Origin of the sequence: Bacillus sp. ISL-18 (assembly GCF_018613415.1) — a bacterium.
Lineage (GTDB): Bacteria > Bacillota > Bacilli > Bacillales > Cytobacillaceae > Neobacillus.
This window is the reverse complement of the sequence record NZ_JAGGQG010000002.1, coordinates 113,399-128,952: the sequence shown is the minus strand read 5'-3', so window position 1 is coordinate 128,952 and position 15,554 is coordinate 113,399. Positions and strand designations below refer to the sequence as shown.

Genomic DNA, 15,554 nt, shown 5'->3' with positions numbered 1-15,554 from the left:
CCTCTTATTCTTATTCGTTTTTTGTTAATTGTAATGCCTTTTTAATGTCTTTATAGGAGTTCGATTTTCCATACATTAACACACCGCCGCGGTATACACGGGCACCAAAAATAGCAAGTATTGCAATCGTTGCAATAAGGATGATGATTCCTAAGATTGCCTCCCAGGCCGGGATCGTCAGCATACCGACACGTAAAAACATAATCATCGGTGTGAAGAAAGGAATATAGGATGTTACAGTAATAAATGAGGCGTCAGGCTTACCAAGTCCAAACATGGCAATCATAAAGCCAGCAACCACCATTAAGGTCATTGGTGTAATCATCTGCTGTACATCTTCAATCCGGCTGACAAGCGACCCCAAAAAGGCTGCGAGTGTGGCATATAGAAAATAACCAAGAATAAAGAAAATAACTGCATACACAATGGTCGCGGTTGGGATTCCTCCAAATCCATATACCCCGAAAAAACCATCCTTTAATGACTCCATATTTCTCATAAATGAATAATAACCAACCACTAAAAAAACCGCTAATTGGGTCAGGCTTAATAATCCAATTCCCACTATTTTGGCAAACATTTGTTTAATTGGAGAAACACTTGATATTAAAATCTCCATAACCCGTGAAGATTTTTCGGTTGCAACTTCCATCGCAATCATGTTGGCATACATAATCACGGCAAAATAGATAACAAATAGCAAGACATAGACTAATCCTCTTGCCTGGTTTAACTCCTCTTCCGTTTTGGCATTTTTTTCAAGGGCCATTTTTTTAAACGAGACTGGTTCATAAAGTTTTTGCAGCTGATCCGGTGCTAAATTAATCTGTGAAGCTGCAAGCATCGTTTTAAGCTGCTGCAATCCTGTTTGAAGATCAGTATATAAAGTTGAATCGGCGATACTTTTGGCTTTATAGGTAGCTTCAGGCAGCTTCTGCTCGTTAACATTCAGTTGAATAACTCCTGCAAATTCACCTTTTTCAACTAATCTTTCCGCCTGCTTTTCACTGCCCTTGTAAAAAGTCAGTTGAATATCCTTATTAACACTTTTTATTTGCTGTTTATATGGCTCATAAAGCTGGCCGGATTGGTCAATTACCGCAACCTTTTCCTTTCCGCCATTTTTATCAAATAAATCGATGATATTATTAATGTTCGTAATCGCTAAGACAATGACAACGGTTAATAATGTCGTGACAATAAACGATTTCGTTTTGAGCTTGTTAAGATAGGTATGAAATAAGATAATCCAGAAACTATTCATAAGAATTACCTACTTTCTCAATAAAGATATCATTTAATGAAGGCTCTTCTAGAGCAAATTTGCGTATAAACCCTTTATCGACAATGTCTTTAAGGATTTTCCCCGCAACTTCCTCCCCATCAATCTGCAGGTGAATACCCTCCATGGTCACTTTAGCTTTCACGACCCCAGGGAAATTTTTCAATGAGTCTAAGGCAAAATCTGCATGAATCACTAGATTCTTTTTGCCAAATTCCCGTTTGATCTCTTTTAACGATCCACTTACGACCGGACTGCCCTTATGTAAGATACATAGGTGTTCACACATCTCCTCCACATGCTCCATCCGATGACTCGAGAACACGATTGTTGCTCCATTTTCCTTCAAGGTTAAAACCGCTTCCTTTAGCATCTCAACATTAACAGGGTCAAGTCCGCTGAACGGCTCATCTAAGATTAATAATTTAGGTTTATGGACTACCGCAGCTATAAACTGGATTTTCTGCTGGTTTCCCTTTGAAAGCTCTTCAACCTTCTTATTCTCATAGTCTGGAATTTTAAAAAGCTTTAACCACGATTTTAATTCAACTAATGCCTCAGTCTTTTGCATTCCTCTCAGCCTTGCTAAATAGACTATTTGATCACGTACTTTTAATTTTGGATATAAGCCTCTTTCCTCAGGCAAATAGCCGACCAAATGACTAGTGGAATAATCAATGGGGTGGTCATCCCAAGTAATCCGGCCTCCCGAACTATCCAGTAGTCCTAATATCATCCTAAATGTTGTCGTTTTGCCGGCGCCGTTTGCCCCTAAGAATCCAAACATTTCTTTTTCAGGTACCGTTATTGATAAATCATTAACCGCCGTAAATTGACCAAACCTTTTGGTAACATGTTCAAGTTTGAGTACCATATTACGCACCCCTTTCCTTCTTTAATACGAATATACCATATTTTGGTTTCAACTTTTTTATTTTGAAAAATTTAAAGAATTGTGTGAAAATAGAATTTTAATAGAAACGGCTAATGAATAAACGCCGGCTCCTACTAAACATTGATACATGAGGGGGATTGTCGATGAAAACTTATAAATTAACAGCCTTCGAGGCAAATGGGGACAAATTATTAGAAGAAAATCTTCAAGCCGAAAATGATGAGGCTGCAAAGAAACAAGGGGAACAACTATTACAAGAAAAACAATTACTAGAAAAGACACATCGATTAACATCACCTAGCGGCAAGCTTTTATTATTTCATTCATAAAGCAAACAAAGAAGCCCATGGGCTTCTTTGTTGCTTTATTTTCCTATGAATTTCGGTTTCCTTTTTTCGAGAAAAGCCCGGATTCCTTCACGGTGGTCAAGTGTTTCACGCATTTTTTGCTGGCCGAATTTCTCTAACTCCAGTACTTTAAGTAATTGGGGACGATTCTTCTCAGCCATAATTTTTTTGGTTTTAATCATGGCCTGAACTGGACGGCTTAACCAATCTTGTACCCTTTCCTCTAATGTTTCCTGAAGGCTGCCTGCTGCTACTTCTTGGATTAATCCTATTTTATATGCTTCGTCAGCACTTAACATTTTTCCATCCCAAATGACCTGCTTAGCCATGGTCTCTCCTAATCTTTTTTCTAAAAAGAAGTGTGCTCCGCCATCGGGAATTAAGCCAATACCAATAAAATTCATCGCTAGCTTACTAGTTTTATCTGCGATAATATAATCGGTCGCTAGCGCCAAACTAAATCCTAAACCGGCAGCTGCACCAGAAACAGCACTAATTGTTAGTTTTGGCAGGCTGTATAAAGTAATAATTAATTCGCTGATGTAATCCATCACTGGAAAGAAATCCGCCTCATTCATATTGGACAGCATGGTTTTAATATCGCCGCCGGCTGAAAAGGCTTTTCCTTTTCCTGTTAGGACTACTATATCGATTTCATCAGACTCACTAATCTCCTTCAGCTTGCAAACCAGCCCCTTTATAACATCTGTGTCCATTGCATTTAATGCCTCCGGCCGGTTTAATTCAATCGTGGCAACACGGCCATTTACTCGCAAATTCACCTTATCCGTTACAAAATTAATAGACATCCGCATCTCCCCCCTTTTATTCATTCAATTCCATTATATATGGAATTGACAACAATAAAAATAAGCATTCAAAATATATTGAATTTTCTTAAGGAAGGCTTGATCCAGACAGTACTCTAAGTAAATTTTCCTATTCCTTATACAAAAAACCCCGCTTAGATTTAAGCAGGGGAACCTTCTTCTGAGAATAATTCTTCTAGAATCGTAAGTTTATCTTGCGTGTATTTTTCAAAGTTGTCATTATACGATTTAGGGTCCTTCGGATTGGCAAAATGCGTAATCTTCCCAGTTACCGGATTAATAAATTTACTTGCAGCACCACAGCCAAGTCCTATAATGGTTTGCTGCTCTTCCATAATCATAATATTATAGATGCTTTCTTGATTAGGGAATGAATACCCGACATTCTCAAGATTTCCAAGGATATTCTTTTGACGGTATAAGTAATAGGGTACATAGCTATGAGCTTTAGTCCAATTTTCAGCAAGCTCCATCATTTTTTCTACTTCTTGACGCGGAGCAACCTTATATTTGTCTTTATTTTTTGTCATTTCTGAGGCTCTCTTGAATGACAGCGTATGAACGGTCAGCGACTCAGGCATTAATTTTTCTGTTTCTGTTAAGGAATGGGTAAATTCATCCAACCCCTCACCCGGTAAACCGATAATTAAGTCCATATTAATATTATTCATGCCCATTTGACGCGCCAAATGGTATTTTTCAATTGTTTCGGTAACGGTGTGATGTCTTCCGATCGCCTTTAAAGTCTCTTGAGTATAAGATTGTGGATTTATACTAATCCGATCAATATTCCACTTTTTTAGGACTTCTAATTTTTCAGGTGTAATCGTATCAGGGCGCCCCGCCTCTACTGTAATTTCACGAATGTGCTCAACATCAGGAAACGAAGTATACATTTCTTCGTAAAGCATATCCATTTCTTCCGCTGTAATACTAGTGGGGGTGCCTCCACCATAGTAAACCGTTGTGATTCTGACACCTTTTTCCTTTAGCCAAACACCAACCTTTTGCATTTCATAATGAAGGCCCCCCAAGAAAGAATCGACAGAACCTTGCCTGCCATTAATAGCATAAGCAGGAAAGGTGCAATAGGCGCATTTGGTTGGACAAAACGGGATACCGATATAAATACTGACTTCTTTTTGCAGCGAATATAGGTCAGGAACAACTGCAAGCTGGCGGTCAACAATATGCTGCATCAACTCAATCTTTTCATCGCTAATTAAGTAATCCTCTTTTAATTGCTGATGCGCCTCTTCTTGCGGTATGCCTTCCTGCACTTTCCGATGAAGTAATTTTGTAGGTCTAACCCCTGTTAAAATCCCCCATTTTTGTATAATGCCTGTCCAGTCCTGGAGTAATGTTAAATAAACATGAGCTACTGCATTCTTAATTTGTTTAAACTGTTCCTTTTCAGTATCTGATATAATCATTTTTTTCTGATAATTAGTGAACAGTACTTTTCCATTCTGATCCTTTAATTCAGCTTCTACAGTTATAAGATCTTGGACCTGTAGCGAAAACTTTATGTGAACATCTTCATCGCTTTGAATCCCCATAAAAACTTCAGATTCCTCAAAAAACAAATTGGCAATAAGCTGCAATTGCCGGTTAAATCTTTCATCCTCTATCCCAATAATTGAAATTCGCAAAGTTAATCACCTTTCATATAAAAAGCACAAGAATCCTTCTTCTGCTGCTTATGCTAGACATTTCTAAACTCTCTTAAGTGTACAAAATCAAGAAAACAAGGTCAAATGGAAAAAGGAAGCGTCTTGACCCCCAGTTGCTGGAGCGGACAATTTTCAAAGTTCTTACAAAAAGAGGCCGACCCTAAAGATGGTTGATGACTAAATTTGCACACCTGTTGAATGAAGCGGAAGGCGCGAAGACTCCTGCGGGAGTACGGGGCAGGGGAGACCCCGCAGGAGCGAAGCGACGAGGAGGCTCCCCGTACCGCCCGCGGAAAGCGAAGCGCCTGGAGCGGAAATCAACAGACTAGTTTAATGTAAAAAAGAAGGTATCCCTAAAACTTTTGGGACACCTTCATATTTTAATTTTTGATGATCTTCATTTTCCTTAAAAATTCAATTGGCTGCTGCTTGCGGAAGTGTTCTTTTACCATGTAGGCAACACCATGTTCATTTTTCGATCTGGTTACCCAATCGGAAGCCTTCTTTACTTCAAAATCGGCATTCCACATTGCCACCCCTAGCCCTGCTGCTGCGATTAATGGAATATCATCCAGCCCATCACCAATATAAACCATTTCACTTCGCTTGATCCCCAGTTGGCTGCCTAAGTATGATAATCCAGCCAGCTTAGAAACACCGGCCGGAACAATATCTAATCTCAAAGAATCCAATTGGATCACATCAATTTCTGTAAACATTTTTCTTAATGCCTGAACTGCATCGCTAAGGTCCCGCTCATCTTCAAAGTACACCTCTATTTTAGGAGATGTTACTGGCTGGTCATGTAGATACTCGCTTAAAGAAGACACAAATTGCTGGGAATAGAAAACGGGATCTCCTGAAGTAAATACAGTTTTAGCCAGTAACTGATTATTAAGCTTTAATTTATTGGCTAATGAAAATTGCTCATGAACTAGCCTGATTTGACACGGCAATGCTTCTAAAAAACGAATCGCATCATACGTGATGTCTTCATCAATTCTTTTAACATAAACAGGCTTCTCCACTGTACTGGCAATAAATGCTCCTTGGTGGGTAATAAGGGGTGCGGTTATTTTTAACGCCTTCGCCACCTTCTTAGCTGAGGGGAAGCTTCGCGATGTAACCAATGTTACATAAATCCCTTTTTGCTGAACATATTCAATTGCTTCCCTAGTTGATTTATGGATTTTCCCATTCGATTGGAGTAGCGTGCCATCAATATTTAGCGCAAGCAAGCGATAAATCATTATGTTGCCCCCTGTTCTTGGTGAAATTACCTTTATAACACTTTTATGATTTTTTGGGGGTATATAGAACAAAAAGAGAAAGCCTTCGGTTTTGCGACCGAAGGCTTTCAATTCATTTTAGAGGTTTCCGTATAAATCTTCCAATGGCTTCATAATAACTTTGTTTAATTCGCCAATCACCATGCTCATTCGCTGTTCTGCTTCCATTAGACGGGCAATTTTTTGATTCTGCTGAACAAGGCCAACGGTTGATTGAGCCTGCTGGATTTCCTGCTCAGAAATATTTTGGCCCATCATTTGTTTTTGCTGCAAATTCATTTGCATTTGTCTAAACTGATCAAACATTTGTTTTGCTTGAGGGTCTGCATTTACTTCGCTATAAGCCTGCTGTAATTGTATATACTCATTGCTTTGACGAATTGCTGTTTCTAATGCGTAGGCTGAATCATATAAATTAACTGCCATTTTAAGCCACTCCTTTTTGTATAAACATCTTCACAACTATAACAAACTATTCTATTTATTGCGAGAATGTTCAAATCACCATTTCTCAAGCCTTTACATAAATTACTTATATCAACTAATGCCCAATATCCAAGAAAATGAGGGGTGAGTATGTCATTTTCATTAACCTCGATCCTAATTGTACCGAAAAAATTAACAGACAAAGATAAGAATGTTATCCAAATGTCTGCGCAATTGTGCAAGCAGCTACAATTAAATCAGCTCAGTGAGCTAAACATCTCGATCGGTAGAAAAACCATTCCTGCGATCGTTCAAACCGAAGACTTACCAGATCATACGATTCATTTTTCAGAAGATTTTATGGAATCCTTTTTTCTCCCCATTCATCCCATTAAATTTCAAGCAATGGTTCTTCCTGAGTGTCAAACCTTAAAGCTCGGACCTGTGGCAGCTTTATTGACAGATTCAATTGAAAACAAAAACACTGGACCGAAATTTCGCTCCATCCATTTGTTTTGTGAGGAACTTCAACAAGGATTTAGTGAGAATGGTGGATTCTTCTACGTTTTTTCCTATGAACAGTTTTTAAGTAGTCAAGGATATTATTGCGAAGATGGAAAATGGACCGCTGCACAGCTGCCTGTCCCGGATGTTATTTATAACCGGATCCATTCCAGAGCACGGGAGTATAAAAAGGACTTTAAACATTTTCGAGAAAAAGTTGCGCAATTATTGATACCGTTCTTTAACGACCGCTTTCTTTCGAAGTGGGAAGTTTACGAACACCTAAAATATGAAAAGAATCTAGATTCTTATCTACCTGAAACAAAACTATTTTCGAAAAAACATTTTTATGACCTGGCACAAAAACATCACACCCTTTTTCTAAAGCCTATTCATGGAAGTCAAGGCCGAAATATTTTTAAAGTAACTCGTGCCCAGGATTCTCTTTACACTTTTGAAACCTCGTTAAAATCCTTGGCTGCTAAACAAGGGGGGCCTTTTTCGTTAGATGAACTATATCAACAAATCAAGCCATTTATCCACGATCGGATTTATATTATTCAACAAGGAATTCCATTGTTGTCCTATCAGTCAGCTTTGATGGATTTCAGAGTTCTATGCCATCAAAATTTGGATAACGATTGGATGGTAACCTCAACTGTAGCAAGGATTGCCGCGGATCAAGAGTTTGTCTCAAATTTAGCAAGAGGCGGCACCCTTACACGACCATTAAATGCATTAAGAACGTGCATAAGTGGTAACAAAGCTATAGAAGTACTAGCCCAAATGAAAGAATTAGCACTCGAAACTGCCTCGATTTTAAACCGAAATTCACAAGGCATTATTGGGGAACTTGGGATCGACATTGGCGTTGATCAAGATGGAAAACCATGGTTAATCGAGGTGAATTCTAAGCCATCCAAAAACTTTGAGGATGGTTTAACAAAAATCAGACCCTCTGCCAAGGCCATTATCCAGTTCTGTACCATTCTTGCATTTGATACAGCCGTTATTAAGGAGGAAATGTAAATTGTTAACATTTGGAATTATGACATTAAATAGGGAAAGTGAAAATGCATATATAAATGAATTGGCTAACCGTGCTGAGTCATTGGAGATGGAGGTTTTCAGGTTTATTCCTTCCGATATAGATCCACATAATCTCCACGTTAAAGGGGCGAAGTTTGATTCAAGTACAGCTTCTTGGTTGGAATGCACCGTTCCAATCCCAACTATTATTTATGATCGTTGTTTTTACGGAGAAGATGAACATTCTAAACAATGCCTGACTATTGTCACATGGTTAAAAAGCCGAAATGATATTACCTTTTTAGGCTATGGATTACCGAATAAATGGGAACTATATCAAACTTTAAAAACGACTAAACTAGCATCCTATTTACCTTCAACACAGGCAGTTTCAGATGTTGAAGGCATCTTGACGGAACTTACACTTAGGAAAAAAATAATTTTAAAACCGATTAATGGTTCCCAAGGGTACGGTATTTACTATTTAAAGAAAAATGAAAAAACGATACATGTTAAAACAGAAAAACAAAAAAGAATTATTGCTCGAATCTTTCCAAATGAAGCAAAGCTTAGTCAATGGCTCAAGCTTCTATTAAAACAGCGAAGTTATTTATTGCAGCCGTATTTGGAACTTTCAAATAAAGACCACAAGCCCTTTGATATTCGGATTCTTTTGCAAAAAAATGAACAGGGAGTATGGGGAGAACAAGGGCGGGGAATACGGATGGGAACGACAGGCGGAATTCTATCAAACTTAGCTGCAGGAGGGAATGTAATCAATTTTAAAGACTGGCTTATTTCCCTTCCACCTGCTAAAGCTGAATATTTACAGCAGGAGCTAAATTTTATTCTTTCCAGTCTCCCCTCTCCTCTGGAACATGCGTTTATGCCTCTATTTGAAATTGGAATAGATATCGGCATTGCCAAAGACGGTTCAATTTGGATACTTGATATTAACTCTAAACCAGGCAGGAAAGTGCTTTTATCGACGAACCCAGAATTACAAGAGTCCCTTTACACCAAACCGCTCCTTTACGGAAAATACCTTTCAGAGCATGATCAAACGGAAAGGAAGGTCTATTATGAGAAAACATTATCTCATTGAAGTGGCACAAAATGATCAGTTAATTGTCTTTTGTCCTTCTAAGCTGCTTCAGGGTAAAGAAATTAAAAAAATCGCTTTTGGCTCAAAATCAATGGAAGTTGAATTTTTTCCCCATCCGGACAAAGATGACCGAATTGTCATCAGCAGGAAAATCCAAGAGATGATCCAGTATCCTTATTTTAGAGTTCCTTTACATGCCTTTCTAGAGGATGAGGTTCTTTATATTGGTCCATTAGTTGGGATCTTTACGGCTGGATTTACTTCGTACCCAGAACAGCCAATTGGTGAACGGACCTTATTTTTTTCGAAGCTGCTTTCTGTCAATCAATCTGTCGGTGCGCATGCCTTTGTTTTTGGGGAACAGCATATTAATTGGGAGCAGGGAACGATGGAAGGATATTTCTTTCAGGATAATGCTTGGCTAACAGTTGAAGTTCCTTTCCCCAATGTGATCTATGACCGCCTCCCGAATCGAAAAAGTGAGGAAAATCCAAAATTAATTAAAGTGAGAAATCGCCTCCAAAAAGAATATCTGATTCCATGGTACAACCCTGGATTCTTTAATAAACTTGATATTTATGAAAGACTGCAGCAAGACTCATCTGTTACAGCCTATTTACCTGAGACCTATCCGTTTACATCCTTTTCCTCAATTGAAACCATGCTTTCCAAGTTTGGTCATGTTGTTATAAAGCCCAAGAATGGCAGTCTAGGTCATGGGGTTCATCAAGTTATCTTCGACAAACACACAAACGATTATTATTGCCGGTATCAAGACGACACAGGAACTAATCGATTACGAAAATACGCCAGTTTGGAACGATTATTTCAATCGGTGTTTGCAACGCAATCACTCGATAGAATGTTAGTCCAGCAAGGGATTCATCTGCTTAGAATCAATCAACGTCCAGTTGATTTCCGCGTCCATACAAATAAAGACGAACATGGTGAATGGCAGATAACAGCCATTGCTGGAAAAATTGCTGGGCAAGGCAGCGTCACCACCCATACACGAAGCGGCGGGGAAATAAAGACAGTTGGTGAAATTTTCCCTAAACAAGAAGCTGAAACCTTCAGTGAAAAACTAAGTGAGGCCGCTCTTTTGCTAAGTAAGGCACTCGATCTTACTATTGAGGGTATTATTGGAGAGATTGGCTTTGATTTAGGAATTGATCGAAACGGTGATGTTTGGCTGTTTGAAGCTAATTCGAAACCAGGAAGATCCATCTTTAGTCATCCGGAATTAAAGGAATTTGATTTATTAACCCGGAAATTATCCATTGCGTTTGCCGTTTTTCTAACTGAGCAAGCCTTATTACACCCTGAGGAAATCTTTAAATGAAAACCGATGGCACACCATTGATTGGTATCTTGACAGCAAGGAAATCAGAGGACACCATTGCTGGAAATGGTCCACTATTTATTAACATCCAAAAAAAGCTTATTTCACTAAATGGACTAAGCTTTGTATTCATACCGGAAGATGTGAAGGATGATTATATATACGGCTATTTTTATTCACCTGAGGAAAACCGTTGGAAAAAGAAGTCCTTCCCCTTCCCGGATTTAGTCTATAACCGTATCCCGTTTCGTGCTTCAGAACAGGAAGAAAAGAGCCAATGGTTATTTTCACTTTTAAAGAAAAAGAAAATACCTTTTTTTAATCCTTGTTTTATCGACAAATATGAACTGTATCAACTATTAAAAGGTGATGATATCCTGCAGTATTATTTGCCGAAAACCATCCTTGTACAGGGGCATAACGAATTATTAGAATTTCTCATGGAATTCGGAGGGATTTATTTAAAACCCACTCAATCTTCAAAGGGAAAAGGTATTGTACGTCTACGGATGGACGGTCCCTCGGGAATACAATTGGATAGCATTCTTAAACAAGAAACCTACTCATCCTTTACTCATTTTTGGGAAGAATGGAACGAAGAACTATTAAAGAAACGATATATAGCACAGGAAGAAGTTCGATCAGCAGAGTATGAAGGCAAACGTTTTGATTTTCGAATCCTAGCACATGCCAATCATGATGATTACACCCTTTCAGGAGTTGGGGTTCGCCTTTCTCAGGAACAAGAAATCACAACTCATATCCCGTCAGGGGGAAGCCTCCTTCCCTATCAGCTGCTAAAATCAAAAGAGCATGATGTGTTTTTTCAGACAATTATTCCTAGTATCGGTAAATCACTATCCAACTATTTTGGATACTTCGGTGAGTTTACCATTGACGCCGGAGTAAGTAAAACAGGAAGATATTATATTTACGAGGTAAATTCAAAACCCATGAGCTTTGATGAAGAAGAGATTGAGAAAAAGAAAATTGAAAACCTATGTCGCTTATTTCTTCAACTCATTGAAGAATCCTCCTCAGCCGGAAAGAAAAGATTTCCCTCTTCTTAAAGACAAGGTAAGCTATATGTATATTAGTCTTTAAGGAGGAGAGGATGCTGATGATTTTACACTTTCAATATAAACCACTTTTTTCAAATCAACATATTCCGGGCTGGACTATTTCCTTTTATTTCAAGAAAAAACGATATACGGGAACCTACCACCAAACGGGTGCCATTGAATGGATGAGTGAGGCACCTGAACAGGAGGACCTTGAAGTAGTAACGAGCCAGATTCATGAGTTAATGCTTTATCATGTTTATGAATAGCGTAAAAAATGCATGAAACTTTACATTTTCCCGCACAATAAGATCATCATCTCTTCTTATGCGATGAGATTAAACCCGCGGCCAAAATAGAAAAGTCTGCTGGTTCATTTGTATTAGAGGAAAGGGTGACTCACATGATGAGAGATAATCTCTCTACTAAGGAATCTGCCTTCGAAGGCAGAGATAAGGCTTTCGTAGATGTAGACCGTATGATCAATGAAGGATTGTCCGGCGGTTCAGTCCATGCCCGCGAAGATGCGGCGAATATTGAGGAAGCACATGACCTTCCTAAAGAAGAACCACCAGCTGAAATTGAATAAAGTTGAAATGGCTGTACCTAATAATTAAGTTGGGTGCAGCCATTTATCTTTTATGCTCTGCCATACTATTGGTATAATATTGCCTAAAGCCTGAAAATCTTTAATAACGGGGAAATCATACATGATAAATAAAATAATGTCACTCTACCAAAATTCGATCCTTTTTCCCAGCAAGCCCGAAAATCCATCAGATCGCTATCTATATTTCTGCAGTGAAGCAGAGGAGGAATGGATTGGGATTCCTAAAACTGAGCTCAATGAACGAGAAGTGAGCCTCCTTAAAACACTCTATTCTTTAGTAGAATTCCAGAACTCGAGCCTTCATCCGACTGTAAAAATATGGCATGATTTTCTATATTCAAATGGTCCGTTACCAAACCACATAGCTGGAAATACACTTAGAATTATCCAGTTCCATATAAACGGAGCTGAAACCAATCAACCTGAAATAGAATCCGCTTTAAAAGGTTTTTTCACGGAAGACATTATGATTATTTGGGAAAGCGGAAGCAGAGGGATTGTCATTGAAGAGAAGAATACCATGGCCCTCTCAGAGGAAGAGATTCTTTCCATGTCTGAAACACTTGAAAGCGACTTTTATGTAAAAATTTCTTTTTACATCGGTAAACCAAGAGGATTTACCGAGCAGTTACCAAGTAAATTTCTTCAAGAGAAGGAGTATTTTTCTTTCGCTGTTTCACGAATGGGTCCGTCGAATATCTTTACTTTTGAACGGGTTTTTCCTGCGTATTTAGCTTTTCACCTGCCGCTCGAATTAAAAAATAAGGTTAGCCAAGAAATCGTTGAGCTATTCAAAGAAGATCATGAAATGTTTGCCACGATCAAAGTCTTTCTTGAAAACAATTTGAATGCCAGTATGACAGCAAAAAAATTATATATTCATCGAAATACACTACAGTATCGAATTGATAAATTTATCGAAAAGTCAGGGATCGGTCTTAAGGATTTCTATGGGGCTTTTACTGTCTTCCTAGCTTGTCTGCTATATGAACAGCAGAAATGACAACATGCCCAAAAAAGCGTTTTCACTTTTTGTGCAACCTGTCTATATGTAAATGTTTTCATTCCCTGTACACTAAAGATACAACTTATTCAGGGAGGTAACACAAATGGCTGAATTAAAATTAGATCATATTTATAAAATTTACGATAATAAAGTAACGGCTGTACAGGATTTCAACTTGCATATCGAAGATAAGGAATTTATCGTGTTCGTAGGTCCATCAGGCTGCGGTAAATCTACAACACTTCGAATGATTGCAGGACTTGAAGATATTTCAAAAGGTGACTTTTACATTGATGGAAAAAGAGTAAACGATGTTGCTCCTAAAGACCGTGATATCGCGATGGTTTTCCAAAACTACGCTCTTTACCCGCACATGACTGTATATGATAATATGGCATTCGGATTAAAATTACGTAAATTTCCAAAAGATGAAATCGACCGCCGTGTTAAAGAAGCAGCAAAAATCCTTGGTTTAGAAGCTTACTTAACTCGTAAACCAAAAGCACTATCAGGCGGTCAGCGTCAGCGTGTTGCCCTCGGCCGTGCAATTGTTCGTGATGCAAAAGTTTTCTTAATGGACGAGCCTTTATCAAACTTGGATGCTAAGCTTCGTGTTGCGATGCGTGCTGAGATTGCCAAACTTCACCGCCGTCTTGATACTACTACTATTTACGTTACCCACGACCAAACAGAAGCGATGACAATGGCAACACGTCTAGTTGTTATGAAGGACGGCGTCATTCAGCAGGTCGGTTCACCTAAAGAAGTGTATGAAAAGCCTGAAAATGTCTTTGTTGGCGGCTTTATCGGTTCACCTGCTATGAACTTCTTTAATGGAAAACTTCAAGATGGAAAATTCGTGATTGGCAATACTTCAATTGCAGTTCCAGAAGGAAAAATGAAGTTTCTTCGTGAACAAGGTTATGTTGGAAAAGAAATCATCCTTGGTGTACGTCCAGAAGATATCCATGATGAACCTGTCTTTATCGAAGCATCAGCTGGTACAAAAATTAAAGCAAATGTTGATGTTGCCGAGTTAACTGGTGCAGAAATGATGGTTTATTCTAGCATTGGCGGACAGGATTTCGTTGCCCGTTTAGATTCCCGTGCAGAAGTTCAGCCTGGAGATGCGATTGAACTTGCTTTCGACTTAAATAAGGCGCATTTCTTTGATACCGAATCTGAATCACGCATTAGAACAGTAAATGAAAGATAAATAGAAAAGCGGAAGCGCCTTGACCAGGGGCGACAGGCATAAGACGAGCCTTCTTGATGGATTGGCTTATGACCCCGAGCTCCTAGGCGCTGTAGCTGGACAATTCCTTATATAGAGAATCGGCCCCGTTATCTAGGTAACGGGGTTATTCTTTTATAAAAATCACCTCATCACTGTGACAGCTAGGGCATCTATACAAGTGTGGACACTTTTGGCCTGAATTCGTATCAGGATAACCATCCTCGAGTTTCATTAAATCAATTTCCATATAGGGACTGTAATCATCAAAAAAATCAATGAGACGCCCGCTTTCTGACATTGGTTCCCCGCAATTCGTACACATTAAATAAACTTCTCTTAAACCATTACAAACTGGGCATATCGCCAATATAGTTCACCCTTTTATTTATAAGATATTGTTAGTTTGCGTTAACTTAAACTTCGTATGTAATGGAATAAATTTCTAGTTGTTTTTTTTGAATAGAACTTTAAAAATTAATCATAATAAAGATTACAAAGCAACAATTACACCGATGGATGAAGCCAACAAGGGTAATATCCGGTGCAACTCCGGATCATCCAACCATCTCCAATTACTAATATTCTTTATCAAATCAATTGATAATATGGGTTAGGCCAGGTGGCAATATTATGGTTCAATTCCATACTGACCCCAAAATTAATAAGAGGAGTGTTATTCAACTATGGCAAGTAACAACAACTCTAACAACCTTTTAGTACCAGGCGTAGAACAGGCTCTTAACCAAATGAAGTATGAAATCGCTCAAGAATTCGGTGTAAATCTTGGTGCAGATACTACTTCACGTGCAAACGGTTCTGTCGGAGGAGAAATTACAAAGCGTCTTGTAGCTATGGCAGAATCTCAACTTGGCGGCGGATTCCAACGCTAATCTTTAACAAACTTTATTGGACAAATTA

General features: G+C 38.6%; 17 protein-coding genes. 10 read left to right on the top strand and 7 right to left on the bottom strand.

The window, feature by feature from the left end:
• Positions 1-10: 10 nt before the first annotated feature.
• Both J7E81_RS00770 and J7E81_RS00765 read right to left on the bottom strand, forming a co-directional pair.
• Complete coding sequence (locus J7E81_RS00770; protein WP_215040100.1) at positions 11-1,264, bottom strand: ABC transporter permease; 1,254 nt, start codon at positions 1,262-1,264, stop codon at positions 11-13.
• A complete protein-coding gene (locus tag J7E81_RS00765) occupies positions 1,257-2,156 on the bottom strand; it encodes an ABC transporter ATP-binding protein (protein WP_215040099.1) in 900 nt (299 codons plus the stop codon). The genes J7E81_RS00770 and J7E81_RS00765 overlap by 8 nt, the downstream gene beginning before the upstream one ends.
• A gap of 164 nt (positions 2,157-2,320) precedes the next feature.
• Between J7E81_RS00765 and J7E81_RS00760 the strand changes: the two genes are divergently transcribed.
• A complete protein-coding gene (locus J7E81_RS00760; RefSeq protein WP_215040098.1) occupies positions 2,321-2,506 on the top strand; it encodes a YhzD family protein in 186 nt (61 codons plus the stop codon).
• Positions 2,507-2,541: 35 nt separating this feature from the next.
• Here J7E81_RS00760 and J7E81_RS00755 read toward each other — a convergent pair whose 3' ends face one another.
• From J7E81_RS00755 to J7E81_RS00740, 4 genes are all read right to left on the bottom strand, one after another.
• Positions 2,542-3,333: an enoyl-CoA hydratase gene (locus J7E81_RS00755; RefSeq protein WP_215040096.1), complete on the bottom strand. Its 792-nt coding sequence runs from the start codon at positions 3,331-3,333 to the stop codon at positions 2,542-2,544.
• Between the two features lie 161 nt (positions 3,334-3,494).
• On the bottom strand, positions 3,495-5,006 hold the full coding sequence (locus tag J7E81_RS00750) for a coproporphyrinogen III oxidase (protein WP_215040094.1): 1,512 nt from the start codon (positions 5,004-5,006) through the stop codon (positions 3,495-3,497).
• A gap of 401 nt (positions 5,007-5,407) precedes the next feature.
• Positions 5,408-6,277, bottom strand: coding sequence for a Cof-type HAD-IIB family hydrolase (locus tag J7E81_RS00745; RefSeq protein WP_215040091.1), 870 nt, complete (start codon positions 6,275-6,277; stop codon positions 5,408-5,410).
• A 117-nt stretch (positions 6,278-6,394) separates the two neighbouring features.
• The gene (locus J7E81_RS00740) at positions 6,395-6,742 is read right to left on the bottom strand and encodes a YlbF/YmcA family competence regulator (protein WP_215040089.1); all 348 of its coding nucleotides are present in this window, start codon (positions 6,740-6,742) and stop codon (positions 6,395-6,397) included.
• 150 nt (positions 6,743-6,892) lie between these two features.
• Here J7E81_RS00740 and J7E81_RS00735 point away from each other — a divergent pair, with 150 nt between their 5' ends.
• The 8 genes from J7E81_RS00735 (at position 6,893) to J7E81_RS00700 (ending at position 14,615) form a co-directional block, all read left to right on the top strand.
• Positions 6,893-8,275 carry a YheC/YheD family endospore coat-associated protein gene (locus tag J7E81_RS00735; RefSeq protein WP_215040087.1) on the top strand — a complete coding sequence of 461 codons (1,383 nt, stop codon included), beginning with the start codon at positions 6,893-6,895 and terminating at the stop codon, positions 8,273-8,275.
• 1 nt (position 8,276) lies between these two features.
• Positions 8,277-9,380, top strand: coding sequence for a YheC/YheD family endospore coat-associated protein (locus J7E81_RS00730; protein ID WP_215040085.1), 1,104 nt, complete (start codon positions 8,277-8,279; stop codon positions 9,378-9,380).
• Complete coding sequence (locus J7E81_RS00725) at positions 9,358-10,722, top strand: YheC/YheD family endospore coat-associated protein (RefSeq protein WP_215040083.1); 1,365 nt, start codon at positions 9,358-9,360, stop codon at positions 10,720-10,722. The genes J7E81_RS00730 and J7E81_RS00725 overlap by 23 nt, the downstream gene beginning before the upstream one ends.
• Complete coding sequence (locus tag J7E81_RS00720; protein WP_215040081.1) at positions 10,719-11,792, top strand: YheC/YheD family endospore coat-associated protein; 1,074 nt, start codon at positions 10,719-10,721, stop codon at positions 11,790-11,792. The genes J7E81_RS00725 and J7E81_RS00720 overlap by 4 nt, the downstream gene beginning before the upstream one ends.
• A 50-nt stretch (positions 11,793-11,842) precedes the next feature.
• Complete coding sequence (locus J7E81_RS00715; RefSeq protein ID WP_215041165.1) at positions 11,843-12,052, top strand: YheE family protein; 210 nt, start codon at positions 11,843-11,845, stop codon at positions 12,050-12,052.
• A 134-nt stretch (positions 12,053-12,186) separates the two neighbouring features.
• The gene (locus tag J7E81_RS00710) at positions 12,187-12,372 is read left to right on the top strand and encodes a hypothetical protein (protein ID WP_215040079.1); all 186 of its coding nucleotides are present in this window, start codon (positions 12,187-12,189) and stop codon (positions 12,370-12,372) included.
• Positions 12,373-12,493: 121 nt separating this feature from the next.
• Entirely contained in the window at positions 12,494-13,396 is a 903-nt protein-coding gene (locus J7E81_RS00705) for a PucR family transcriptional regulator (RefSeq protein WP_215040077.1), read from the top strand.
• Positions 13,397-13,502: 106 nt separating this feature from the next.
• Positions 13,503-14,615 (top strand): ABC transporter ATP-binding protein, encoded by a 1,113-nt coding sequence (locus J7E81_RS00700; RefSeq protein WP_215040073.1) that lies wholly within the window; start codon positions 13,503-13,505, stop codon positions 14,613-14,615.
• A gap of 145 nt (positions 14,616-14,760) precedes the next feature.
• Here the strand turns inward: J7E81_RS00700 and J7E81_RS30395 are convergent, their stop codons facing one another.
• A complete protein-coding gene (locus J7E81_RS30395) occupies positions 14,761-15,003 on the bottom strand; it encodes a hypothetical protein (protein ID WP_251028384.1) in 243 nt (80 codons plus the stop codon).
• Between the two features lie 316 nt (positions 15,004-15,319).
• On the opposite strand from J7E81_RS30395, the gene J7E81_RS00695 reads away from it, so the two are divergent.
• Complete coding sequence (locus tag J7E81_RS00695; RefSeq protein ID WP_215040071.1) at positions 15,320-15,526, top strand: alpha/beta-type small acid-soluble spore protein; 207 nt, start codon at positions 15,320-15,322, stop codon at positions 15,524-15,526.
• Positions 15,527-15,554: the final 28 nt, after the last annotated feature.